The following is a 23,281-nucleotide window of genomic DNA, read 5'->3' on the forward strand; positions in this document are numbered from 1 at the left end:
GAAAGGGGGGATAGAGCATGCGTAAAAATATAATCTGGGTGATTGGCGGTCTGATGGTGCTTGGTATTATTGGTTTAACCGTATATCAGACTAATGCTACATCTTCTAATCCGGATCTAAGCAGAGAGGAAATCAGTAACCTTGTCACTGCCCAATATCCCGGTCAACACACAGAACCTGAATTGAGTGTGGAGAATGGGGAACCGGTTTATCAGATGGAAATCACGCAGAATCAAGGTGTCTATTCCTTAAAATTAAATGGAGATACAGGGCAGGTAATTGATTTGACAGCTACGGAAAAAACAGCTGAACATCATCAAGAGAAAGAAACAGAAAACGATACAGAGCCTGCAAAAGAAGGTGAAAATGAAAATCCAGAATCAAATGAGGACACAGAAACTGCCGAAGAAAAAACAGACAGTAATGCTGATAATCAAGCGGCAGAAAATGATGCTGTGATATCACATGAAGAAGCAATGGAAATTGCCAAAAAAGAATTCCCGGGAGAAGTCACAGATTTGGAAATGGATTCGGATGACGACATTTTAGTTTATGAAATCGAAATTATCAATGGAGAAGATGAAGCTACGATTGAAATTAATGCTTATACGGGGAATATTGTTTCATTGGAAATTGATTTAGATGATTAAAAGTATTATAAAGAAATCCAAACGTATTCTCCTTGAAAGAAATGTGAGAGGTAAACGTTTGGATTTTTAATGAATGAAGAATTTTAGTTGGTAATATGACTAATAAATAGATTCTGTCTCATTCCAAAATAATTCTTTTGGCACATAAGCGTAGCCTTCCATCAAACGACGGGAGGTTCTAGCTACAGCTGTTTTGTTAAATTGAACCAGTTGACCATTGTCTTTACAGTCGATAGAAAATTCCATAGACCCTGATGGATGGCCAATAATAACTTCATTATAATAAGGATTAGTACTGCATTCATAAACTATGGTTCCCGTCAATTTTGCAGCAGCTGCTGTACAGATTCCGCCAGTAACGGGAAATGTTTTATGCATTTTTTGCATAGACATTGCGCGAGCTGTTAAATGAATTGTTTGATGCTCTATGATATCTCCATGTATATTTGTGTATGTCTGTGACGGAGAAACCATAATAATTTTAGGACTTGATGGGGTTACCTTTGTCGCATCTTCCACACTTTCTACAAAACCTATTTTTTTAGCAGCGGATGAACGGATTATTTCCAAAGTATTCAGCTGCTTTGCTGTTAAATCAGTATGCATCTCTGTTCCAGTAAGGCCTAATTGCTCCGCTTGAATAAATACTGCTGGTGCAGCTATATCAACTATACTGACATTAAAATCTCCCGCTTTTGTATGAAGGATTTCTTTTCGATTACCTGTAGGAAAAAGCTTCCCAGTTTTTGCACCATCAGCATGAAGAAAATTTAAATCTATTTTTGCTCCTTTTCCTGGTACACCATCGATAGTATAGTCTCCTTCAGATACTGATTTTCCAGAGCTGACTGGAACACAAGCTTCAATTATCGTATTTGTATTTGTATTAAAAATCCTTACCTTTGTGTATGGTTTTTGTACAGCAACCAAACCTTCATCGACGGCGAAAGGCCCAACACCGCTTAAAATATTTCCACAGTTTGAATTATAGTCAATTTTCCCTGTTCCAATGCCAACCTGTCCAAATGTAAATTCGATATCTGCATCAGGTCTAGTAGAGACACTTATAATAGCCAGCTTACTAGTTAGTGAATCTGCTCCTCCTAATCCATCAATTTGTCTTTCATCTGTCCCGCCATAGATGGAAAGAATTACTCTGTCTCTAACTTCTGGATCATCAGGCAAATCGTTTTTTAAGATAAAAACACCTTTGCTTGTTCCACCACGTATAATTACTGAACGTATTTTTTCATAATCTCTCATAAATCATTCTCCTTTGCTTAAAATCCAATTAAATTTGTCGGCCAATAAATATCAAGAGCTGAACTCAACAGGGAGACGCAAATAAGAACAAAAACTACAGAAATCCCGGCTGATAGCAGTTTCATTTTTGATTCGAAAATTAGGAATGTAAATAAGAATATAACTGTTGCTAACAATAATCCTCCGATAAAAATAAGTAATAAGTAACCAATCACCCATCCGATATATTTAAGCGGTTGTAATAAAGGAAGAATTGTTTGATTTTCCTCTTTTTTCTGTTGTTTATAGATTGTAAATACCTGAGCTATGAAATAAACAAACGTTAATATTACACCAGCAACAGAAATATAGAGAGGGAAAAATTGTGCTAATTTACTAAAGGTCAATGCTTCAATTAAAGTAAATGTAAATAAGGAAAAAAGAAATCCGCTAAAAATAAGATTAAGATAATCTTTGTTCATTTTATATTCCCCCTTTACTTTCAAATTTTTTACTAAAACGTTTCATGATTGTTCCTCCTGCAAGAAGAAGCACGATAATAATGGCAAGTGCAATGACTAGTGGATTTGTAAGCCATTCCCATCCGTACCTTTCAATGGATATCCAGTAATATCTTTCAGCAGGGAGGGCGAGCACAAAACCAATAAGTAATGGAGGACGCGGCCAATCTAAGATTGTCATAACGTAACCAAGTAAGCCGATAACAACAAATACAATCAAATCTCCCCATGACATCGTACTTTGGTAGGCACCTACCACTAATAAAACTAAAAGAAAGGGAACAATTTTTTCTCCTGGAACTAAACTGATTTTGGAGATAGGGCGAACTAACAACATACATAATAATGCACCGAAAATATTTGCAAATACGAGCGTCCATACAATAGATAAGGTTACAGGAAGATCGTCAGACAACATTTTCGGTCCTGCTTCCAGACCCATGAGTGTAAGCCCTCCCAGCAGGATTGCGGTAGTTCCACTGCCTGGTATACCGAAAAGTAATGTTGGGACAAGAGAGCCTCCTTCTTTAGCATTATTGGCACTTTCTGGAGCAATTACGCCTCGGATATCACCGCTGCCAAAATAATTATTTTTAACGGTTTTTTGCCCCGCACCATAAGCAATCCAGTCGACAACGCTACCGCCGAGTCCTGGGATAAATCCGATTAGAGCACCAATAACTGCACTGCGAAATACTAAAAATTTATTTTTCAGCGCATCCATAACTCCCTTTAGAATGCCGCTTTGCAATTTAGCGTGACTTGATACACTTCCTTTGTCTGTTAGCATTGTAATAAGAATCGGGAATGCAAAGATAGCCATTGCAACAACGGGTAAAGAAATCCCTTGTGTTAAATAAAGTGTATCCAATGTATATCTGTACTCAGGAACTGCCGGTGCGCTTCCTACAGCGCCAATAAGCAAACCAAGAATCCCGGAGATGATTCCTTTTATTGGTGATTTTCCTGCTAATAATCCTGCCATACTAAGGCCTAACATTGTCAGCATGAATAATTCGGGTGAGCTGAATGAGGTAATTAATGGTCTGGCAAAAGGAATTGTTAAATAAAGCGCAATTCCGCCAATAACACCTCCAATCATGGAGGAGAAAAAGGATGCGCCCATTGCTCTAGAAGCTCCTCCTTTTTTTGTTAATGGGTATCCATCCATAATGGTTGCTTGAGAACCCGAAGTCCCTGGTATACCAAATAGTATGGAAGGGAAGGTATCTCCTGTATGAATTACAGCAATCATTCCAATTAAAAGAGCCATTCCAACATATGGTTCCAGTCCGAAAACGAATGGAAGCAGTAAAGACATACCAACTGTTCCGCTTAAACCTGGCAGTAATCCAACAATGACTCCAATTCCAATACCTAAAAACATATAGATTAGTCTTGAAGGATCTAATACGATCATTAAAGCTTCGATTGCACTTTCAATCATGAAATTACTCCTTTCTATAGCTTATTAATGTCAATATCATAATGAAGTTGTAAATATTCAATGATCCATTTTTTGGTATCTGGTGAAATGGAGAAGGACTGTTCAATTTGATTATTTAATTCCTCTCCCACAAAGGCATCATACCCTTCAAGAATATCCTGTGATTCTTCTTCAAAGCTCGTATCTTCAATTAAATTTTCCATTCCTTGCTGCAGTATTTTTTTGGAATGGTTTGGTGCGTTTTTGTGTACCCAAATAACTTTGTTTAAGCTATAGGAAGCAGCCACGGTTTGCTTATAAGCTTCCCATGCTTCTCCGCTGGGTTCTGTTCCATAGATATCGATATAAATTTCTTCAATAGTAGGAAGCTCGGGAAATTGCGGATCTCTAATAAGATTCCCATCTTGATCCACTTGACCTAAACTATATAAAGGAACAGCATTTCCTTCTTCTACTAAATTTTCTACATTACTTTTATAGGCAGAAGTGGTTTGGTAATCAATATTGCTTTCTCCTTGTTCAAAAGCAACGCGTGATGGACCACGGCCTTCATAACCTAATACAGCTTTGACATCCATCTCTAAAACTTCAAAAGACAGCAGGGTTACCAAATCCAGCCCAGTTGGCGAAATGCCTGCATAATATAGTTCATTCTCTAAAGAAAGCAAGTTTTCCATTCCGTCCTTTGCAAGTTCCGGTTTTGTATAAACAATCCCCCCTGATGGAGCGCCTATTAATGGGGTGAAATCATCTAAATCATAATCTACAGAAGACTGCTCCAATATAAACGGAACGTGTGACGAGGCACTGGAGGTAAGAATATTGAATCCATTTGGTGAACGAGAATTAGCGTATTCATTCGTTCCGGTAATACTTGCACCTCCAGGAATATTTTCTACCTGGACTCGGGGCTCCCCTTCAATATGTTTGGCAAAGTAAGGTGTCATAAATCTAGCAAAAACATCTGTTCCTCCTCCAGCCTGAAAAGGAACAACAAACGAAATCGTTTCTCCATCATAAGAAGTACTTGCATTTTTATCATTCTCTGTTCCTGTTGCTTCCATGGTGTTACAGCCTATTAGCATGGCACTCATCAAGAGTAATAAGATATAAAAAAGATTTATTTTCAAAAGATTCATCCCTTTCCAAATAATAATTGTTTTTATAGTAAACGCTTTCAGAGAATAAGTAAAATAATGATATTTTATTTATCTTCATAAAAAAACTTGATAACCTATGATGTTTTCTACATAATGGGATTTAAATAAATCCAGAGGAGGAATAAGATGGAACAAAAAGATTGGATTTTATTGAAAACGCTTCATGAGGAAAAAAATATGACTCGTACAGCAGAAAAATTATATGTATCTCAACCATCTTTAAGTTATAGACTCAGAAATTTAGAAGGGAATTTAGGGGTAAGAATTTTTTTTAAAACAAAAAATGGAATAGAATTTACTTCTGAAGGAGAGTATTTAGTGAATTATTCTCGAGAAATGCTTAAACAGTTTCAGTTTGTGAAAGATACAATGAGTAATATGAAAGATGAGGTGTCTGGAACCCTGCGAATAGGCGTATCCAGTAATTTTGCCCAGTACTTGCTGCCAAGAGTATTGAAGGATTTTTCTAATAATTTTCCGAATGTTCGGTTTAATGTTAAAACTGGCTGGAGTACACAGGTTATTGAATTTCTTAATAATTCCAGTGTTCATGTAGGCATCTTAAGAAATATACGAGGATGGCATGGAGAAAAAATACTTTTAAAGAGAGAAGCGCTATATCTTATTTCTAAAGAAAAAATAAATATGGATTTTTTACCAGAATATCGCTTGATTAATTATAATACTGACAGCTCATTGAAAGAGAGCATTACAACCTGGTGGGCAGATCAGTTTTCAGAACCTGCGAATATTGAAATGGAAGTAGATCGGCTTGAAACATGTAAAGAAATGGTAAAAAATAATTTGGGTTTTGCTATTGTTCCCGGGATATGTTTGAAACAAGATGATGATTTATACCAGCAGGCAATTTATTTTAAAGATGGAACATTGGTTACAAGAGAAACTTGGCTTGTTTATAACCAATTATTTGAAAATTTGTCAGTAGTTAAGCATTTTGTAAACTATTTAAAACAATGGAATGAAGAAGATTAAATTTATTTATCGTCTTATTAAAGAAAAAAGTATTAGACGTTTATTAAAAGATAAATTATGTTAAAAGCCAAAGCGTGAAAAGGAGGAAAAGAATGACATTATATAAACTTGGTTTATTAGAAGGAGATGGAATTGGTCCAGAAATTGTCCATGCAACTGCTCGTGTAGTAAATGCAGCTATTAAAAAGCAGAAAGTTGAGATCAAATGGGTCCAGCTTCTAGTTGGTTGGAAAGGAATCCGGGAAGCAGGACACCCGCTCCCCGATGAGACGATTGCAGCTTTAAAGCAATGTCATGGATGGATTTTAGGGCCACACGATTCTGCATCTTATCCTGAGAGGTTTAAAGCAATGCGTAATCCTAGCGGTGAATTACGGCATCGATTTGATTTATTTGCGAATATTCGTCCGACAAAAACGTTCCCTGGCATTCATGGAGTAGTGAAGGAAGCGGACCTGATTATTTACAGAGAAAATACAGAAGGTTTTTACGTGGATCGGAATATGTTTCAAGGAGTAGGAGAGTTTCAGGTTACCCGGGATGTTGTACTTACTACAGGGGTCTTCACCAGGCAAGCTATTGAAAGAATTGCTCATGCTGCTTTTCAAAAAGCGATGCAACGAAAAAAAAAGGTGAGCATTGTTCACAAAGCAAATGTAATTCGTATGGGGTCAGGCATGTTTTTGGAAGTATGTAAAGAGGTTGCGAAGAATTATCCAGAGGTGCAAGTAGATGATTATCATATAGATGCAATGTGTGCCCATATTGTTCGGCGAATGTCAGACTTTGATATCATTGTGACGGAAAATATGTTTGGAGATATTCTATCTGACTTAACTGGTGAATTAATTGGAAGTTTAGGGCTTGCACCTTCTATTAATGCTAATAAGGATGTTGCCATGGCGCAAGCAGCTCATGGATCTGCGCCGGATATAGCAGGGAAAGATCTTGCTAATCCAATCGGGATGATGCTTTCTACTGCTCTTTTATTAGAATGGATGAGCAAAAGATTTGCTGATTCCAGATTAAAAAAGGCAGGAGTAATAATAGAAAAAAGTTTATATCAAACATTAGCTGATGGTGTAAAAACAAAAGATCTAGGAGGAAATAAAGGAACCGGAGCTTTCACAAATGAAGTATTGACAAGACTCAAGTCATAAAAAAATTTTATCAACTATACTAAAAAAAAAGTATTTTATTTATCTTTTAAGAAGTATTATACTCAGTGTAAATTATAAATAATTTATGGGAGGACAATATGAATAGAAAAGATAACCAGAAATTCGATGTAGTTGTTGTAGGCACTGGAAATGCGGCACTTTGCTCAGCTATTGCTGCGAAGGAAAATGGAGTTAATGTTCTTGTTTTGGAGCGCGGACCCAAGGAGAAACGTGGTGGGAATTCTTTTTTTACAGATGGAGCAATACGTTTTGCTTATCAAGACAAACATGCGTTGAAATCAATTTTAACACAACTAACACCAGGAGAATTCGAAAAAATAAGTATACCAGAATATCAAGAAACTGATTTTCTTCAAGACATTATAGCAGTAACAGAAGGAAAAAGTGATCCCGAGCTATCTAAACAGTTAGTTGAAAAATCTTATGAGACAATTGAATGGATGAAGCAGCAAGGTGTAGGATTCGAACTGAATGAAAACCAGTCATTTGATAACAATGGCGTCCGTCAGTTTTGGGGAGGATTGCCAGTAAAAACATATCGTAAAGGTATCGGATTAGTTGAGGCTTTATTTCAAAAGCTGGAAATGCTTGAAGTAGAGATTCAATATGATTCAAGAGCTCTTCAACTAGAAATTGAAAATAATAAAGTAAGCGGTATCATTATTGAAGAAAATGGGTTAAGAAAGAAAATTCCTGCAAAGGCTGTGGTCTTGGCATGCGGCGGCTTTGAAGCAAACAAGGAAAAACGTATGAAGTATCTGGGCGAAGAATGGGGGGCAGCGATTGTCCGTGGAAGTGAATTCAATACAGGTGATGGGCTGGACATGGCAATAGAAGCGGGCGCACAACCTTATGGTGATTGGTCAAGCTGTCATGCACATACCACAGATTTTCAAGCTCCAAAAGTTGGTGATTATAAAAAACCTGGTGATATTTATAAGAAATCCTCGTATCCTCTTGGCTTAATTGTAAACGCAAATGGAGAACGTTTTGTTGACGAAGGAGCAGATTTTAGAAATTACACTTATGCAAAATATGGAAAAGAAACACTTCGTCAACCAAAACAAAAGGCGTTTCAAGTATTTGATAATCAGGTACGTCCATTGTTAAGAACGGAATATAATCTAGAAGAAGCAACCTGTTTAAAAGCTGACTCGATAGAAGAATTGGCTGAAAAAATAGGTGTAGACAAAAATAAATTTTTAGAGACTATAAGAGATTATAATGACGCTGTACAGGATGGAGATTATAACCCGGCAATCAAAGATGGTAAGGGGACAAAAGGAATTACACCTCCGAAAAGCAACTGGGCTTTGTCTTTTCAACAAGCACCATTCTATGCTTATCCAGTTACTTGTGGAATTACCTTTACTTTTGGAGGCATTCAAGCCAATAAGCATAGCAAGGTATTAGACGAAAATCAAAATCCAATTCCGGGATTATTTGCTGCAGGGGAAATGATAGGCGGTCTATTTTATGGGAATTACCCTGGTGGTTCAGGTTTAATGTCTGGGGCTGTTTTTGGGAAACTAGCAGGAGAATCAGCAGCAAGCTATGCGGAGCAGTTTGATGAAGTAATCAGTAAATAAGCAGTTGATTTGATAACAACAAAGCTCATATCCAAATAACTGCAATTTCTATTTGAGGGTATTTTCCAAATAACTTATTTCTCATGAAATTCTAATCTTACTCAAAGGGTGTTGTCATTATTAACGGGTAAGATGTAGTTAATAAGAAATAAGGAGGAAAAAATAAATGAATAAAAAAATTGGAATGTTTGCAGGAGCGGTTGTATTAGCAGGAGTTGTCGGAACAGGAATTTACCATGCAGAAGCAGCAAGTTCAAACGAAGGAGAACCCCAAATTGTTGAAGCAGGCAGCTTAAACATGGAGGACGCAACGAAGAAATTGGAAGAGGAATATCAAGGTAAGGTTAAAGAAATGGAACTGGATCGAGAAGGAGATAAGTCCTTTTATGAAGCAGAAATTATTGTCGAAAACCAAGAATACGATGTGAAGATGGATGCTGAGTCAGGTGAAGTTGTTTATGAAGAAATAGACGATAAGGATAGACATGATGATGATGTAAATCTGGAAGAGAACCAGCAGGACACAGCGGCAGCAAATGAAAACAATGATAATAAAGAGAATATCATAGCACAAGAAGAAGCAATTCAGATTGCAAAGCAGGAATTTGATGGAGACGTTACAGAAATGGAATTAGATTATGATGATGGCAGATATGTTTATGAACTGGAACTTGTTAATGGACAGCAAGAAGCAGATTTTGACATTCATGCTGAAACAGGAGATATTCTATCTTTAGAAATCGATTATGAAGATGATTGATAAAAAATAAATTTAAAATACAGGTGATAAAAAGGAGGGCGATTTTAGTCCTCTTTTTTGGCAGTTAAAAAAGTATAAACTTTCTTACTACATAAGTGTAACTAAGGTCGTCGCCTAAGGGCTTGGTAACAACCAAGTTTTCTAACGTAAAAGAGTTTCATATATGAGGAAAAAGGGTAATAAAAAATTGATAAATAATTAAGAAGGGATTGATTAGGAGGATTTGTATGAAGAAGGTTACATTATTTATCAGCGAAGGTAGTCAAGCATCGGAAAAGGTAAAAGCATTTCTAGATAAGAATGATGTTACTTATGAACTAAAAAACGTGACAGAAAATAAAATGTATTTAAAGGAATTACAGGAAATGAAGATTTTTGGGACACCGACTCTGTTTATTGATGGTAAGAAAATAGAGGGAAATCAAGAGAATAAAATTCTTTATGAATTAGGATTAGCTAATAATTTGAGTGAGGATGCTTATTTTTTTGAAAATGTGTCCAAAGATGGTTAAGGGCTATGCACGTATCAGCTTTCATTTGCATAAAATGGTAGTAATCTAAAACGTAAATGTAAAGGTTCAATGGTGATGAAAAGAGCCGAATCTACCATGGTCTTAGACGTTCAGGGAATGCCTCGAAAAAAACAACTACCATACAGTATATTTTATAATAGAAATTCCTTTTCCCGAAACGTCATTATAAAAAGGCAAAAGAAGGTGAGAAATGTGCAATATCGAAATTTCCCCCCTAATGGATTTAGTAGAAATAATCCTTATGCACCAGTTTCTTCAACTATTAACCAGCACAATGAAAGACAAGAGCTTACTCCATATGAATTATTTTCAAAACCAGAATTACCGACACAGTATTTAATGTCGCAGCAGCAAATCCAGTCACAGCCAGGTGCAGGCGCCGGCGGAACAAATGAAAATAACCCGTTTAATTTTGATACAATGATTAGCAAAGTAAGTCAGTTAGCAAGTACTTATCATCAAGTTTCCCCGATTGTGAAGCAATTTGGTACGTTTGTAAAAGGGTTCATGTAGGTATATATCAGCCCGATTTAGAAATGATAAGGTTAACCTCCTGCTCTGTGTATCACAGGAGGAGATTCCATTAAGTTTAATTTTATAAAGGGAGTAGAAAATCATGATAGGATGTTTAATTATTCATGGGTATACTGGAGGGCCCTATGAAGTGGAACCATTGGCAAATTATTTAAGAGACAGCACAGATTGGCATATTGAAGTGCCGACTTTGCCTGGTCACGGTACAGAATTAAATTTGAAAGATGCTTCGTATAAAAGATGGATTCAAGCAGCGGAAGAAGAACTTCAGAAACTGATTGACCAGTTTGATACCATTTATGTTATCGGATTTTCTATGGGCGGGATGATTGCTTCCTATTTAGCAGCTAAATATGATATTGCTAAGCTTGTCCTGCTCGCTACATCCGGTAAATATCTATCCTTAAAACAAATAAGCTTAGATGTTGCTGCAGTAGTTGGCGATGGAATACGCGGAACATTAAAAGAAAATCAATTATTCAATCACTATAAAAGGAAAATGGGCGTTGTGCCGCTAAAAGCGCACTTTGAATTTATGAAGCTGATCCGGTTTACCAGAAAATATCTGGATAAGGTGAATTCTCCAGTGCTAATTGCCCAAGGACAGCTTGATGGCATGGTTCCTTATAAAACAGCATATTATCTTGATAAAGAAATTCACTCTGAAAAAAAGGAAGTAGTCTTTTTTGAAAGATCCAAACATTTAATTTGCCTGGGGACTGATAAAGACACATTAAACAATATGGTCTATGATTTTCTGATGGAATCATCTGCATAAAAAATGCTGGGACAAACTCCCAGCATTTTTTTAGTGTTTTTAATAATTAATTTTTGAAGAAAGAAATAACTAGCGCACCTTCACCGCCGTATGTGGAAATAAGCGGTCCTGATTCTTCTATAATAGCATCGTAAAAAGCGTATTTGCTGCGGATTTTCTCAAGTACATTTATCGCTCTTTCTTTATCTCGGCAATAGGTCATCGTGATGATTTTATTCTCGGTATTTTGTGTGTATTCACCAATTTGATCAACGAATCGTTTTAAAGATTTCTTCTCACCGCGTACTTTTTCTGCAACATCAATAGTGCCTTCCTCTGTTGCCTTCATCAATACTTTTATATTTAACGTTTTTGCGATTTTCCCCTTTATTTTTTCTAAACGGCCGCCCAGAACAAGATTATCTAAACTTTTTAATACAAATAAAGTCGCAGTTTGTTCAATGCGTTCTGTTAAATGATGGACGAGATCTTCAAATGCGTACCCTTCCTCGATTTTCTTATTTGCTTCATGCATCAGCAGGTAGATACCGCAGGAAGCCGTCTTTGTATTAAGCACCTCAATAACACGCTCAGGCTCTTCTTCTAAGAGCATATTTTTTCCTGCCACAGCATTTGCGTAGGTGCTGCTTATTTCATTAGATATACTTAACATCAGAATCTGCTTTTCCGGCGGGATTTTTTTATATGCTTCATAAAAATCGGAAGGACTCGGAGCTGCTGAACGCGGAACCTCTCCTAATTCCTTTACTTTCTGATGAAATAATTCAATATCCATCGTTTGCCCGCTTTTGTACTGGCCGTCACTAAAATGAAGATATAACGGAACGATTTCTACATGGAGTTTGTTTTGTAAGAATAGAGGCAGATCAGCAGAGCTGTCTGTCATGAATTGAATTGTCATTGATTCACCTGCTTTAATGCGTATTATTTGTGATTCTTTGTTGAAATAGTAACTTTATTTTTTCGTGATGTACTAAGGATAAATAAAAATAATCCAAATACAATAATGGTTCCTCCGAGAAATTGGGCCCAGGTCGGCGTCTCATTCAAGATAAGAAAAGCAAGGATGCTGGCGCCAATGGGTTCAAACACAATTGCCATGGAAATGGTGGAAGTACTCAACCATTTCAGTGACCAATTAAAAAGAGAATGCCCCAAAAAGGTCGGTATGATTGCCAGGGCAATAAAAATCCACCAATGATTGGCAGGATAAGAGAAGAAACTCTCCTGCCGGATGAGATTAAACAGTGTTAGTATAACCGTACTGATACCATAGACAATAAATGTATAGGTAATTAAAGAAACATTTTTTCGTACATGCTGACCGGATAGAAAATAAATGGTGACAGCGATTGCTCCGAGTAATGCAAGCATGTCCCCGTAAATGACTTCTCCAGATAATTGAAAATCCCCTGAACCGATAATCAATCCGCCGAGTAAAACAATGAAGATGCTGATGATTGCACCAGATGAGAAACGCTCGCCGAAGATAAAGTAGGTCCCGATAAAAGCAAAAATCGGCTGAAGTGATATAAGTACAACGCTGCTGGCGACAGAAGTGTAATTGAGTGATTCAAACCACAAAATAAAATATAGCGCTAGAAAAATGCCGGCAAGAATGGAAAGCCACCAATTTTTTGTAGAAATTCGTTTAAACTCATGCTTGTAATGAAATAAAATAAAAGGCAATAAGAGTAAAACGGCAAATAAAAGACGATAGTTGGCGATAATAGAAGCAGGCGCTTCTATTGCAAGCCGGACAAGAATTGCTGATGTAGATATAGAAAAAACCCCAATGACAACTGCTGCTTTAGGGTTGAAGGCGGACTGACGCATGGTGATAACTCCCTTTTTACATGTTCAATACGATGTATTTTTTCTTCTTTGGTGTTATATAAGTGCAATGTGAAAACTGAATGCAAGCGCATGATAATTTTTTAGAACCTTCGTTGGAGAAGTGAGGAATCTTTAATGAAAAGAAACTGGGAATTCTTAGTGCATACGCATACATAACTAATTACATTTTATCATGATACGAAAAAAAAATCATTTTAATCTGTGTACTGGATATATGGTATATAAGTATGGTATGATTAAGAAAGCATTTTTTAGGGGCCTCTTACCTTATTGAATTGGTTATGCCTTTTTTGTACTTTAAACGTTGATAATGAATAAGCGCTAAAATACGTTATTCGTTTAATTGCTGATGTGGAGTGAAATGTTCATTCAATCAGCAATTTTTAGGTAGTAAATCAGTAATTGTATAAAATATTTGAAGCGGACTTGATTTCAAAAGACTTTGCTTCTTTCACCGGAGTATTGATGATTTTTACTGATTTGTATAATAAAATGAAAAGTATGAGAAACTCTTTATAAGGCCTCTTTTGCAATAAAAAACAAAAAGGAGTCGACGATTACGTGACTAAATTTAACGAACTAGGCGTTTCTGCGCCAATAATGAAAGCTTTAGAAGAAATGGGGTTTGAAGAAGCTACCCCGATTCAAGCAGAAACGATTCCATACGCGCTGGAAGGACACGATGTGATTGGACAAGCGCAAACAGGTACAGGGAAAACCGCAGCATTCGGTATCCCATTGATTAATAAAATCGATCCAAAACTGAAAAAGGTTCAGGGTTTGATCGTTGCACCGACACGTGAGCTGGCAATTCAGGTAGCGGAAGAAATTAACCGTCTATCTAAATTCAAGCGGATACGGGCACTTGCTATTTTCGGTGGTTCTCCAATGGACCGCCAAATTCGAGCATTAAAAGACGGCCCTCAAATCGTTGTAGCAACACCAGGACGATTAATGGATCATATGCGCCGCAAAACGATTCGTATTGATGAAGTGCATACAGCAGTTCTCGATGAAGCAGATGAAATGCTGAATATGGGCTTTATTGATGATATTCGCGAAATTTTAAAAGGTATTCCAGAAGATAGACAAACATTGCTTTTCTCTGCAACTATGCCGAAGGAAATTCGTGATATTGCGACAACGCTTATGAAAGAGCCAAAGGAAGTTAAAGTAAAAGCGAAAGAAATGACAGTAGAGAACATTGATCAATATTTTATTGAGATTCCAGAGAAGTTTAAGTTTGAAACACTAAATAACCATTTGGATATCAATTCTCCTGAATTGGCTATCGTTTTTGCAAGAACGAAAAAACGTGTAGATGAAATCACTGAAGGGCTTCAAGCAAGAGGTTATCGCGCGGAAGGAATCCATGGAGACTTAACACAGGGTAAGCGTATGTCTGTATTGAATAAATTTAAACAGGGACGGGTAGACGTTCTTGTGGCAACAGACGTAGCAGCCCGCGGACTGGATATTTCCGGTGTAACACATGTGTACAATTTTGATATCCCACAAGATCCGGAAAGCTATGTTCACCGTATTGGAAGAACTGGGCGAGCTGGTAAAACAGGGGAAGCTATCTCCTTCATCACACCAAGAGAAATGGCTCATCTCAGCCTGATTGAAAAAACAACAAAAAGTAAAATGAAGCGTCTGACGCCTCCTACTAACCAGGATGCGCGACGCGGACAACAGCAAGTAACCATTGATAAAATGAAAAAGGCGATCGATCAAAAAGATTTGAACCCTTATTATGAAGCGGCGAAAGAATTACTTGATGATCATGATTCCGTTACGGTTATTGCTGCTGCAATCAGCATGATGACAAAAGAAAGAAGAGATACACCTGTACGCATTTCCTCTGCTGCACCAATCAGTGTGAAAAAAGCGAAAGAGGATAACCGTCGTGGAAATAATAAAAAACGTTATTATGGCGGACGTGGCCAAGGTGGACGCAATCAAGGCGGAAGAAACCAGGGCGGCAGAAACCGCAAAAATAATAAAGGGAATTTCCAGCGTAAAAGAAGAGACGACCGTTAATTTAATATCTGTATAAAAAAACATGAGGCAACGTTCTTACAAGAACAATGCCTCATGTTTTTAACTTTGGTGATAAACTTTAGCTTTTAAGACGGAATAACCGCAGCCTTAATGTGTTATAAAGGAACGCGTGATTCCAGTCTTGAAAGAGTATCGCAACGTCAGTAAACAAGCGTAAAAAGAAGCATTCACTTGTCTTTTAGTGAATGCTTCTTTTTAAATAAGATGTTTTTTATTCAGATAGCTCGGATAATGCATCCTGATCAGCGATAATCGTTACATTTGCATGCTTTTGTAAAATAGAAGCAGGGAAATCTTCTGTAACAGGTCCATTCACTAATTTATCTAACGCTTCTGCTTTTTGTGAACCAGAAACTAAGAGAATAATTTGTTTGGACTGCATAATCGTATCGATACCCATGGTAATAGCTTGTGTTGGTACATCATCGATGGAATCAAAGAAGCGAGCATTTGCTTGACGGGTGGATTCATCCAAGTCAATTACATGGGTTTGCATAGAAAATGGTGTTCCTGGTTCATTAAAACCGATATGTCCGTTTAAACCAATCCCTAAAATTTGAATATCAATGCCGTCAGCTTGTTTAATGGCCTTTTCATAGCTGTTGCATTCTTCCTGTAAATCATTTGCATCTCCATTTGGCAGGTTAACCTGTCCGCTATCAATATCAATATGATTGAACAGAAGATGATGCATATAATAGTAATAACTTTGATCATTTTCTTTGTTAAGTCCGACATACTCATCTAAATTGAAGGACGTCACATCTTTGAAAGAAACATTGCCTGCTTTGTGTTCTTTGATAATTTCTTCGTACAATCCTTCTGGTGTAGATCCAGTTGCTAAACCCAGCACACTGTTTGATTTCTCGTTTACTTGCTCTATCAGTTTTTTTGCTGCCAGCTGGCTCATCTCACTATAATTTTCTGCTCTGATAATATTCATTATGCTCCCCCTATAAGATAAATATAAATTATGATTTATCCTCATTATATAGTTTTTGCAATGCATCTGCCACTGCTTGTACCTGAGTTCCGACAATAATTTGCAAATTATTTTTACTTACTTGCTGAACACCGGGAACTCCTGTTTTCTTAATGCCATCCTGGTTTACTTTATCCATGTCCTGGATTTCCAGGCGCAGTCTGGTTGCGCAATTATCGATAGAATCAATATTTTCTTTTTTACCGAGATGTGTATAGATTGTTTCAGCCATTAATGTATGTTTGTCTTTAGCTTCATTGGCTGATTCAGGATTTGTAGTGGGTTCTTCAGCTAATTCATTATCATCCTGACGACCAGGCGTTTTCAAGTCTAATTTTACGATTAAAAAACGGAACAAGAAATAGTAAACAACAGCAAATGCAAGTCCTTGCAGGATGAGCATATAAGGCTGATTTGCCAATGGCAGCCGGAAGCTCAGGAAGTAGTCTACAAATCCTGCGCTAAACGTAAACCCTGCAGTCCATTGGAAGGCTGCTGCAATGAATAAGGACAGTCCGGTAAGTACAGCGTGAACAAAGTACAATACAGGGGCTAAGAACATAAAGGAAAATTCTAGCGGCTCTGTTACTCCTGTAAAGAATGAGGCAAAGCCAACTGCCATCAATAGTGATGCTGCTTGCTTACGCTGTTTTGTTCTTGCTGTATGATACATTGCAAGCGCAGCTGCTGGAAGACCAAACATCATAATCGGGAAAAATCCAGCCATGTATCTGCCTGTAACACCAGGTTCGCCATTGCCATCCCAAAAATTACCGATATCATTAATACCTGCTACATCAAACCAAAATACATTGTTCAATGCGTGGTGCAATCCCGTCGGTATTAATAAACGGTTAAAGAATCCGTATAGACCTGCGCCGGCAGCGCCTAAATTACTAATCATTGTTCCGAAGCTCACCAGCCAGCCATAAACAACCGGCCAAACAAAAAGAACAGCGATGGAAACGAGCAGCATAGTTGCCGCTGTTAAAATAGGTACAAGACGTTTCCCGCTGAAGAAAGCAAATGCGTCTGGCAATGAAACATGACTGAAGCGATTGTAAAGCGCTGCAGAAATAAGCCCGGCTAAAATTCCAATAAAAACATTTTCGATATTATCAAAAGCCATGTCTACCTGACTTAAATCAATCTGCAGTAAACTAGCGACGCTTTCTGATTCCAATACCTTCGTAATAACGAGATAGCCAACCAGCCCGCTGAGCGCTGCGGCTCCGTCCTTTGCTTTTGTCATTCCTATTGCGACCCCGACTGCGAAAAGAATAGCCAGGGAGGAAAGGATAGCATCCCCGCCGCTGATTAGAAAAGCAGCAAAACGGCTGTCAGCTTCAAAGAAACTGTCTATCCAATGACCAATTCCCATAAGAACCGCCGCTGCAGGTAATACAGCAACTGGTAACATCAGTGATTTACCAAGGTTCTGTAAATATTTCATCATAATTTGTATCCTCCTATAATAATATTTAATACAATTATAGACGAAAAGAATACAAATTGTACATACATTTTTGAGATAGAAAAATGAAATACTTATAATAAAACACCTTGAAAGTATAATTTTTAATATTTGTAATTACAAATATTATGAAGAATTGTGTGTATTATCAGTTATTTAAAGGGCGATATAAAATTAATAACTGAATTTGAATATCAATGATTGAATTTGTTTTATTTGTTATGAAAGTATTTAGATTTGTCCAGGTTGAGCGGGAATACGATTGTGTATTTGTATGAAATAATGATTCGTTTTATATTTATTCAAAACCAGCAGTTTTTTTACATCAGGTAAATAAATTCAAATACCAGTGAATCAGAATATCGCCTGAAAAATAAGAGAGCAGCGCGCCCAAAGCGATAAAAGGGCCAAAAGGAAATGGCTTATTCCGCTGAATGATACTGAAACGAAGTAAAACAATTCCAATTACTGCTCCAGAAATACAAGCCAGCAGAAAGGTTATAATAATATGAGAGAAACCCAATACAACACCGAGTACGGCCATTAATTTCATATCTCCTGCTCCCATTGCTTCTTTATTCCATAAGATGACGATAAAAATAATCAAAAAACCAGTAAGAGCTCCTGCTACAGAGTCCCACCAAGGGTTTAGCGGTTCTATCAGCCGTACGAGAATAAAAGCAAAAAGGAAAAGAGCTAATAGCTTATTTGGAATGACCATATAATAGAGGTCAGTGATGATGATAAGAATTAATAGGGATATAAATAAAAGAGAGAGAAGCACTTCTGTAGGAGTGGCTGCATGCCAGTAACAAAGGGTAAAGAGAAAGCCTGTGGTAGCTTCTGTCAGCGGGTATAAATAAGAAATGGAATAGCGGCATTTTCTGCAGTGGCCTTTCAGAAGAAGATAGGACAGGATGGGGATATTATCGTACCATGCGAGCTGATAATGGCAGGCGGGACATTTGGAACGTTCATTGGAAAAAGAAATTTTTTGCGGGAGACGAATGCCGACAACCATAAAAAATGAACCAAAAATGGTGCCAAACAGGAAAAAGATGAATGAAGTATAGATTTCCATAAGAAACCTCCTTATTTAATTTTGAGGATAATTGCGAAGTGTTCTTATTATAGCATAAAGCCGGGCCCGTTTTATAGGTTCTATGTCAAATGTGGTGGTGGAATATCATTCCTCCACCTCTTTATTTATAAGCTTGCTTTAACACAAGCTTTACCTCTTGTTGCCATAGAATTTTCTTTCTCATTCGATCAAACTGTTTAATTCCATAAGATAATCTTTTTAATACTTTAATCGTATTATTAACGCCTTCTATGTAGCCATTATTAAAAGGATACATAAAAGAATGCAGAATTTCTTGTTGCCATCTTTTAAATGTACGTGCGACACGATGAAATCCTTCTAATCTGGATGCATTCAACTTTTCCAGACATGCTTCTAATCCCGCTGTGGCATTGTGCGCATCACTTTCCTTAAACCACGTATCCAGTTCATGCTTTAAATCATAGGCTTCCTTTAAACGGAGATCTATCTTTAATAATTCCTGGACTTTCTTCTTCTGATCATCCGAACAGGTTGTCCATGATTTCCACAGAAGTTTTTTGGAGCGTTTCATTCGAATTCGATCTTTCTTGGGCAATTGCTTTTGAACTTCACGGCGGACCTCATCCAAAGCCCAGTAGGCCTGACGCATAAAGTGAAAACGGTCAGCGATAATCAATGGGTTTCCCAGCGCTTTTCGAATCGCTTGTTTAAACGCTTGAGATAAATCCATTACTACCATTTCCACTTTACCTGTATCGCAGGAATTTAAGTACGCTTCAATGGTCTCCACTTTTCGATCTGGCAAGATATCGATAATTCTTCGGTTCTCCACATCGACCACATTCAATTGAAACCTCTCTCCATCTGCGTCGCCTTTAAACTCATCGATCGCAATGACTCGCGGTAACACTTTGCTGGTGGGCAGTTCCTTCTGATCAAACCACCGTAACACACGATTCACTGTTACTCCCGTTACCAGCGCCGCTGTACGAAAGGAACTTACAGCGGCATGCATCATCGCTGCCGTTTGCACACTCGCCGTACACCGTTGATACCGATGGATCATTTGGAGACGCTCATAAAATGTGTGGTGACACGACATACAAATATAACGTCTCTTTCGCAGAGATATATGAACTTCTTTTGTCGTTAACACTGGTCCTTGGATGCTTTGCCAGCGGTAACTGTGTATCCGTTTCGTTCTTTTCCCGCAACAAGGACATTTCTGCATACGCTGTTTCGTGAATAATTCCGCAATCAAATAACTTTCTTCTTCTCTGATATCCCACACATCTACATGTGTATCTTTAATTCCTAATAACTCTGTGATAAAATGATGTTGCACTCTTTTCCTCTCCCATTCCTTTTGTCTCGACAACTCAAGGTTATCAGAGAGAGGAAAAGGAGTGTATTTTTTTGCCTCCGTTCCATCTGGCGATGGAACGGAGGACACCACCACATTCAGTATAGAGCCGTTTTATATTGTATTCATTTTTCACGAAATAAAAAGCTGGTTATGAAAAATTCACAACCAGCTCATTATTCTTATAAAATATTTGCCTGTCCTAATAGCCATAGAACAGCAATGATACCGACAATAATCCATAGCATATTTTTCCGGATAGCCTCTGGCATTTTCCGTTTTTTATTCCATCGATCCGGATCAAATTGCGGGCCGTCGTCATCATCTGCATACTTTCTTTTTCGCGGTCGGTTGCGCGACCAGGGGGAATAACTCTTTACGCCGGCTAAGAGAAGCGGAGCGTAGGTAAAACCGCTGAAAAAACCAAATAAATGTCCCAATATGCTAATGCCGCTTCGTAAAAATGTCATGGCTAACGCAATGGCTACAATGACACCAATGATTTGACTGCTGGATTGATCGATTAAATCTTTTCGGAAAAAGACCATATAAACATAGATTCCGAACAAACCGAAGATTGCTCCGGATGCGCCTAAATGAGCATAGGCAGGAGATTCAATAAAGTAAATAACAATATTTGCTGTCACAGCAGTGCCGATATAGGCTAAAATAAACTTGAATTTACCGAGCATTTGTTCAAGTGCAGGACCGAACAGCACGAGGGAAAAGGAATTAAACAGCATGTGCATGGCCCCGGCATGAAGAAAAATAGGGGTGAATAATCTCCACCATTCTCCTTCTCCAATCCAATAGTTGATTCCCACCCCATAATCTCTTATGTAAGTGCCAATTTGTAAATTTAAAAAATCAATAATAAACCACAGAAATATATTGATCCCGACAATGATGGTTACCACGGGATATAATTCAAAGAATTCTCTGATGCTCCGTTCTGTCCTAATAAACATATTGTGCCTCCCATAGCCAATGCTTTTAAATGAAATAAGTTGTCCTATATACTATAATAATAAGAAATAATACAGATTATGACCATTATAAAGGTGTTACTATAAATAGAAAAATTTTAGGAGCAGTGACCATGATACTTGGAATCGGTGTGGATATCGTTGAATTAGCAAGAATCAAACGATTACTTGAAAAAAATAATCGTTTTTTAGAACGTGTATTAACCAGCACAGAGATGGAACAAGCAGGGCAGTTAGCTCTTCAGCGGCGCGTGGAGTATGCAGCAGGGCGTTTTGCTGCAAAGGAAGCTCTGGCTAAAGCAAATGGAACTGGGATTGGAAAACTGAGCTTTCAACAAATCGAAATTAGAAATCATGCCAATGGAGCGCCGGAAATGCAGGCAGAGGGGATGGAGGATATATCTATCCACGTGTCTATATCTCACAGCAGAGAGTATGCAGTAGCACAGGTTTTATTAGAAGAGAGATAGGATAAAGTAAAATGACAGCATCCTAAAAATGCATAATCGCATAGTTTGTCTCATATATTTTATTGCGGTAGGAGGGAACGAATTTGTATATTGTTACCGCGGAAGAAATGTACAAGATTGACCGAGAAACTATTCAAACGATGGGCCTTGATGGAAAGATACTCATGGAGAATGCAGGGAGAGAAGCGAGCAGAGAAATAAAAAAGCGGATAACTAAAGAAGATAAGACAGTTATTTTAATTGGCGGCGGAAATAATGGCGGAGACGGTTTTGTCATTGCCCGTGTGCTTGAAGAAGCAGGTTACGCTATCAAGGTGATCCAGGTTGCGCCGGACGAGAAAATTACAGGTGATGCAGCTCGCCATAAGAAGATTTATCGTCAATTTGGCGGCCAGGTGGCGGATTATAATGAAGGGACGGCAGATACAGTTCTTTCAGAGGCTGATGTGATTATTGATGCGATGCTTGGAATCGGTGTGCGCGGCGGATTAAGAGGCGATATCTTAACTGTAACGAGACAGGTGAATAAACAAGATGCGTATGTGATTTCCATCGATATACCAACTGGGCTGCCGGCAGAAGAAGGCTTCGCGGATTTTCAGGCTATTGAAGCAGATGCAACGATTATGATAGGAGCAGTAAAACAATCGGCTGTCTGTCAGCAAACGTCTTCCTATTATGGTGAATGGATTGTAGCGGATATTGGTTTTCCTGAAAAATTATTCCAAGCGCACACAAAAAAACGCTTGTGGACAACAGCAGATTTTCAGGAAGCTTTTCCAAAGCGGGGCGTCAATTCTCATAAAGGAGATCATGGAAAAGGGCTGATTATTGGTGGAAGTGAGCCGATGCCGGGATCCGTTCTGATGACAACAAAAGCAGCCTTGCGGACTGGAGCAGGGTTATTAACAACGGCTTCTGTGAAAAATGTAATTTCCATGATTGCTGGAAATAATCCGGAGGCTATGTATATTGGCGCATCCGAAACAGATGGCTGTATCACGGGAATCGATAACATTGACTTGTCTGGTTTTGATGCGATTGCTGTTGGCGTTGGTCTGGGCAGAAAAGAAGAAACGGCCAAAGGCATTTTTCCGGCATTGCTCAAGTATAAAGGACCAATCGTTATCGATGCAGATGGTCTTTTTCATCTGAGAGCCTATGCAGCAGATTTTAAGTTAAGACAGGCTCCGCTGATTTTAACACCTCACCCAGGTGAACTTGCTGCTTTAATGGATATATCTGTCTCGGACTTACTTATGGAGCCTTTCCGGCATAGTTCTGATTTTGCCAAGCGGTTGAACTGCTACCTTGTGTTAAAAGGAAAGCATACCATCATTACCGATCCGGATGGTAACCAGACCGTAGAATCAAGCGGGAACCCTGGACTTGCTAAAGGAGGCAGCGGGGATGTGCTGACCGGTATGATTTTAGCAACGGTGATGCAGAGCAAATCGATTTTTGCAGGAATAAATAACGCTTGCTTCTTGCACGGAAAATCTGCAGACTTATTAGTCCAAGAAGAACACTCGGAACAGGATTTGCTGGCGGGGGATGTGATTCAAGGCATTCCAAAGGCAATCCGTACATTTTCTTCATAAAACGGTGTGACGTACTGTTAACAAATCGTTCCC

22 protein-coding genes are annotated in these 23,281 nt (G+C 38.1%); 11 read left to right on the plus strand and 11 right to left on the minus strand.

Features of this window, described 5'->3' with window-relative positions:
- Positions 1–17 precede the first annotated feature (17 nt).
- Positions 18–650: a PepSY domain-containing protein gene (locus BN997_RS11410; protein ID WP_042532372.1), complete on the plus strand. Its 633-nt coding sequence runs from the start codon at positions 18–20 to the stop codon at positions 648–650.
- 99 nt (positions 651–749) lie between these two features.
- Here BN997_RS11410 and BN997_RS11415 read toward each other — a convergent pair whose 3' ends face one another.
- The 4 genes from BN997_RS11415 to BN997_RS11430 are packed head-to-tail and all read right to left on the minus strand — an operon-like array spanning position 750 to position 4,990.
- Positions 750–1,913, minus strand: a complete 1,164-nt coding sequence (locus BN997_RS11415) for a 2-methylaconitate cis-trans isomerase PrpF family protein (protein ID WP_042532374.1) — start codon at positions 1,911–1,913, stop codon at positions 750–752.
- A 17-nt stretch (positions 1,914–1,930) separates the two neighbouring features.
- Positions 1,931–2,374 carry a tripartite tricarboxylate transporter TctB family protein gene (locus BN997_RS11420; protein WP_042532376.1) on the minus strand — a complete coding sequence of 148 codons (444 nt, stop codon included), beginning with the start codon at positions 2,372–2,374 and terminating at the stop codon, positions 1,931–1,933.
- A 1-nt stretch (position 2,375) separates the two neighbouring features.
- Entirely contained in the window at positions 2,376–3,860 is a 1,485-nt protein-coding gene (locus tag BN997_RS11425) for a tripartite tricarboxylate transporter permease (RefSeq protein WP_042532378.1), read from the minus strand.
- A 14-nt stretch (positions 3,861–3,874) separates the two neighbouring features.
- Positions 3,875–4,990, minus strand: a complete 1,116-nt coding sequence (locus BN997_RS11430) for a type 2 periplasmic-binding domain-containing protein (protein WP_139089078.1) — start codon at positions 4,988–4,990, stop codon at positions 3,875–3,877.
- 156 nt (positions 4,991–5,146) lie between these two features.
- Here BN997_RS11430 and BN997_RS11435 point away from each other — a divergent pair, with 156 nt between their 5' ends.
- The 7 genes from BN997_RS11435 to BN997_RS11465 all read left to right on the plus strand — a co-directional run bounded on the left by BN997_RS11435 (position 5,147) and on the right by BN997_RS11465 (position 11,388).
- Positions 5,147–6,013 (plus strand): LysR family transcriptional regulator, encoded by an 867-nt coding sequence (locus BN997_RS11435; RefSeq protein ID WP_042532382.1) that lies wholly within the window; start codon positions 5,147–5,149, stop codon positions 6,011–6,013.
- 92 nt (positions 6,014–6,105) lie between these two features.
- Positions 6,106–7,173 carry an isocitrate/isopropylmalate dehydrogenase family protein gene (locus BN997_RS11440; RefSeq protein ID WP_042532384.1) on the plus strand — a complete coding sequence of 356 codons (1,068 nt, stop codon included), beginning with the start codon at positions 6,106–6,108 and terminating at the stop codon, positions 7,171–7,173.
- 98 nt (positions 7,174–7,271) lie between these two features.
- Positions 7,272–8,783 carry an FAD-dependent tricarballylate dehydrogenase TcuA gene (gene tcuA / locus BN997_RS11445; protein ID WP_042532386.1) on the plus strand — a complete coding sequence of 504 codons (1,512 nt, stop codon included), beginning with the start codon at positions 7,272–7,274 and terminating at the stop codon, positions 8,781–8,783.
- A gap of 166 nt (positions 8,784–8,949) precedes the next feature.
- A complete protein-coding gene (locus BN997_RS11450; RefSeq protein WP_042532388.1) occupies positions 8,950–9,543 on the plus strand; it encodes a PepSY domain-containing protein in 594 nt (197 codons plus the stop codon).
- Between the two features lie 227 nt (positions 9,544–9,770).
- The gene (locus BN997_RS11455; protein ID WP_042532390.1) at positions 9,771–10,055 is read left to right on the plus strand and encodes a glutaredoxin family protein; all 285 of its coding nucleotides are present in this window, start codon (positions 9,771–9,773) and stop codon (positions 10,053–10,055) included.
- Positions 10,056–10,268: 213 nt separating this feature from the next.
- Positions 10,269–10,589 (plus strand): hypothetical protein, encoded by a 321-nt coding sequence (locus tag BN997_RS11460; protein WP_042532392.1) that lies wholly within the window; start codon positions 10,269–10,271, stop codon positions 10,587–10,589.
- Between the two features lie 103 nt (positions 10,590–10,692).
- Complete coding sequence (locus BN997_RS11465) at positions 10,693–11,388, plus strand: alpha/beta hydrolase (protein ID WP_042532394.1); 696 nt, start codon at positions 10,693–10,695, stop codon at positions 11,386–11,388.
- 46 nt (positions 11,389–11,434) lie between these two features.
- Here BN997_RS11465 and BN997_RS11470 read toward each other — a convergent pair whose 3' ends face one another.
- Both BN997_RS11470 and BN997_RS11475 read right to left on the minus strand, forming a co-directional pair.
- Complete coding sequence (locus tag BN997_RS11470) at positions 11,435–12,289, minus strand: DegV family protein (protein WP_042532395.1); 855 nt, start codon at positions 12,287–12,289, stop codon at positions 11,435–11,437.
- A gap of 23 nt (positions 12,290–12,312) precedes the next feature.
- Positions 12,313–13,224: a DMT family transporter gene (locus BN997_RS11475; RefSeq protein WP_042532398.1), complete on the minus strand. Its 912-nt coding sequence runs from the start codon at positions 13,222–13,224 to the stop codon at positions 12,313–12,315.
- Positions 13,225–13,806: 582 nt separating this feature from the next.
- Between BN997_RS11475 and BN997_RS11480 the strand changes: the two genes are divergently transcribed.
- Positions 13,807–15,288 (plus strand): degradosome RNA helicase CshA, encoded by a 1,482-nt coding sequence (locus BN997_RS11480; RefSeq protein WP_042532400.1) that lies wholly within the window; start codon positions 13,807–13,809, stop codon positions 15,286–15,288.
- A gap of 232 nt (positions 15,289–15,520) precedes the next feature.
- Here the strand turns inward: BN997_RS11480 and nagB are convergent, their stop codons facing one another.
- The 5 genes from nagB to BN997_RS11505 form a co-directional block, all read right to left on the minus strand.
- The gene (nagB, locus tag BN997_RS11485) at positions 15,521–16,252 is read right to left on the minus strand and encodes a glucosamine-6-phosphate deaminase (protein WP_042532402.1); all 732 of its coding nucleotides are present in this window, start codon (positions 16,250–16,252) and stop codon (positions 15,521–15,523) included.
- 28 nt (positions 16,253–16,280) lie between these two features.
- The gene (nagE, locus tag BN997_RS11490; protein ID WP_042532404.1) at positions 16,281–17,747 is read right to left on the minus strand and encodes an N-acetylglucosamine-specific PTS transporter subunit IIBC; all 1,467 of its coding nucleotides are present in this window, start codon (positions 17,745–17,747) and stop codon (positions 16,281–16,283) included.
- Positions 17,748–18,090: 343 nt separating this feature from the next.
- Positions 18,091–18,846: a prepilin peptidase gene (locus BN997_RS11495; RefSeq protein WP_042532406.1), complete on the minus strand. Its 756-nt coding sequence runs from the start codon at positions 18,844–18,846 to the stop codon at positions 18,091–18,093.
- A gap of 121 nt (positions 18,847–18,967) precedes the next feature.
- On the minus strand, positions 18,968–20,173 hold the full coding sequence (locus BN997_RS11500) for an ISL3 family transposase (protein ID WP_042529866.1): 1,206 nt from the start codon (positions 20,171–20,173) through the stop codon (positions 18,968–18,970).
- Between the two features lie 200 nt (positions 20,174–20,373).
- Positions 20,374–21,159, minus strand: coding sequence for a rhomboid family intramembrane serine protease (locus BN997_RS11505; protein WP_042532408.1), 786 nt, complete (start codon positions 21,157–21,159; stop codon positions 20,374–20,376).
- Between the two features lie 131 nt (positions 21,160–21,290).
- On the opposite strand from BN997_RS11505, the gene acpS reads away from it, so the two are divergent.
- Together acpS and BN997_RS11515 are read left to right on the plus strand one after the other, a co-directional pair.
- Positions 21,291–21,647, plus strand: coding sequence for a holo-ACP synthase (gene acpS / locus BN997_RS11510; RefSeq protein WP_042532410.1), 357 nt, complete (start codon positions 21,291–21,293; stop codon positions 21,645–21,647).
- A gap of 83 nt (positions 21,648–21,730) precedes the next feature.
- Positions 21,731–23,248, plus strand: coding sequence for a bifunctional ADP-dependent NAD(P)H-hydrate dehydratase/NAD(P)H-hydrate epimerase (locus BN997_RS11515; RefSeq protein ID WP_042532412.1), 1,518 nt, complete (start codon positions 21,731–21,733; stop codon positions 23,246–23,248).
- The last annotated feature ends 33 nt before the right edge of the window (positions 23,249–23,281 follow it).

The organism is Oceanobacillus oncorhynchi (genome assembly GCF_000821065.1).
Lineage (GTDB): Bacteria > Bacillota > Bacilli > Bacillales > Amphibacillaceae > Oceanobacillus > Oceanobacillus oncorhynchi.

Excerpts from the sequence above, each read along its gene's own strand:
- BN997_RS11475 (WP_042532398.1), bottom strand. The coding sequence starts at position 13,224 with ATGCGTCAGTCCGCCTTCAACCCTAAAGCAGCAGTTGTCATTGGGGTT.
- BN997_RS11470 (WP_042532395.1), bottom strand. The coding sequence starts at position 12,289 with ATGACAATTCAATTCATGACAGACAGCTCTGCTGATCTGCCTCTATTC.
- nagE (WP_042532404.1), bottom strand. The coding sequence starts at position 17,747 with ATGATGAAATATTTACAGAACCTTGGTAAATCACTGATGTTACCAGTT.
- BN997_RS11410 (WP_042532372.1), top strand. The coding sequence starts at position 18 with ATGCGTAAAAATATAATCTGGGTGATTGGCGGTCTGATGGTGCTTGGT.
- BN997_RS11420 (WP_042532376.1), bottom strand. The coding sequence starts at position 2,374 with ATGAACAAAGATTATCTTAATCTTATTTTTAGCGGATTTCTTTTTTCC.
- BN997_RS11415 (WP_042532374.1), bottom strand. The coding sequence starts at position 1,913 with ATGAGAGATTATGAAAAAATACGTTCAGTAATTATACGTGGTGGAACA.
- BN997_RS11505 (WP_042532408.1), bottom strand. The coding sequence starts at position 21,159 with ATGTTTATTAGGACAGAACGGAGCATCAGAGAATTCTTTGAATTATAT.
- BN997_RS11435 (WP_042532382.1), top strand. The coding sequence starts at position 5,147 with ATGGAACAAAAAGATTGGATTTTATTGAAAACGCTTCATGAGGAAAAA.
- BN997_RS11425 (WP_042532378.1), bottom strand. The coding sequence starts at position 3,860 with ATGATTGAAAGTGCAATCGAAGCTTTAATGATCGTATTAGATCCTTCA.
- BN997_RS11495 (WP_042532406.1), bottom strand. The coding sequence starts at position 18,846 with ATGGAAATCTATACTTCATTCATCTTTTTCCTGTTTGGCACCATTTTT.
- BN997_RS11455 (WP_042532390.1), top strand. The coding sequence starts at position 9,771 with ATGAAGAAGGTTACATTATTTATCAGCGAAGGTAGTCAAGCATCGGAA.
- acpS (WP_042532410.1), top strand. The coding sequence starts at position 21,291 with ATGATACTTGGAATCGGTGTGGATATCGTTGAATTAGCAAGAATCAAA.
- BN997_RS11450 (WP_042532388.1), top strand. The coding sequence starts at position 8,950 with ATGAATAAAAAAATTGGAATGTTTGCAGGAGCGGTTGTATTAGCAGGA.
- BN997_RS11465 (WP_042532394.1), top strand. The coding sequence starts at position 10,693 with ATGATAGGATGTTTAATTATTCATGGGTATACTGGAGGGCCCTATGAA.
- nagB (WP_042532402.1), bottom strand. The coding sequence starts at position 16,252 with ATGAATATTATCAGAGCAGAAAATTATAGTGAGATGAGCCAGCTGGCA.
- tcuA (WP_042532386.1), top strand. The coding sequence starts at position 7,272 with ATGAATAGAAAAGATAACCAGAAATTCGATGTAGTTGTTGTAGGCACT.
- BN997_RS11440 (WP_042532384.1), top strand. The coding sequence starts at position 6,106 with ATGACATTATATAAACTTGGTTTATTAGAAGGAGATGGAATTGGTCCA.